The sequence below is a fragment of the Burkholderia sp. Bp8984 genome (assembly GCF_003853755.1).
Classification (GTDB): domain Bacteria; phylum Pseudomonadota; class Gammaproteobacteria; order Burkholderiales; family Burkholderiaceae; genus Burkholderia.
In genome coordinates this window covers 1-690 of sequence record NZ_QTQN01000104.1, presented here as the reverse complement: position 1 = coordinate 690, position 690 = coordinate 1, and the positions used below count along the sequence as shown (strand labels likewise).

The window sequence follows — 690 nt, the reverse complement described above, 5'->3', positions numbered from 1 at the left end:
TCCTTGTTGATCGCGACGATCACCTTCGAATCCTTCATGCCGGCCAGATGCTGGATCGCACCCGAGATGCCCACCGCGATGTACAGCTGCGGTGCGACGATCTTGCCGGTCTGGCCGACTTGATAGTCGTTCGGCACGTAGCCGGCATCGACTGCCGCGCGCGATGCGCCGAGTGCCGCCGACAGCTTGTCGGCCAGCGGCTCGAGAACCTTCGTGTAGTTCTCGCCGCTGCCCAGGCCGCGGCCACCCGACACGATGATGCTCGCCGACGTCAGTTCCGGACGGTCCAGCTTCGTCACTTCACGGCTCACGAACTGCGACTTGCCTGCGTCCGCCGCGGCTTCGATCTTCTCGATCGCTGCGCTGCCGCCTTCGGCTGCCACCGGATCGAAACCCGTCGCACGCACCGTGATGACCTTGATCGGGTCGCTCGACTGCACCGTCGCGATCGCGTTGCCCGCGTAGATCGGGCGCTCGAACGTGTCGGCCGATACAACCGCCGTGATGTCGGAGATCTGCGCGACGTCCAGCTTCGCGGCGAGACGCGGCGCGACGTTCTTGCCATACGCCGTTGCCGGCGCGAGGATGTGCGAGTAGTCCTTCGCGATGTTCAGCGCGGTCGCTTCGACGTTTTCCGCGAGGCCCGCTTCGAGTTGCGGCGCATCGGCCAGCAACACCTTCGACACACCT

Annotated in this window: 1 protein-coding gene; it reads right to left on the bottom strand. The window is 65.4% G+C overall.

Translation table 11 applies throughout. The annotated features are described in order from the left end of the window. A partial coding sequence (locus DID98_RS35530) for an electron transfer flavoprotein subunit alpha/FixB family protein (RefSeq protein ID WP_124572246.1) occupies window positions 1-690 on the bottom strand: 690 nt, incomplete at both ends.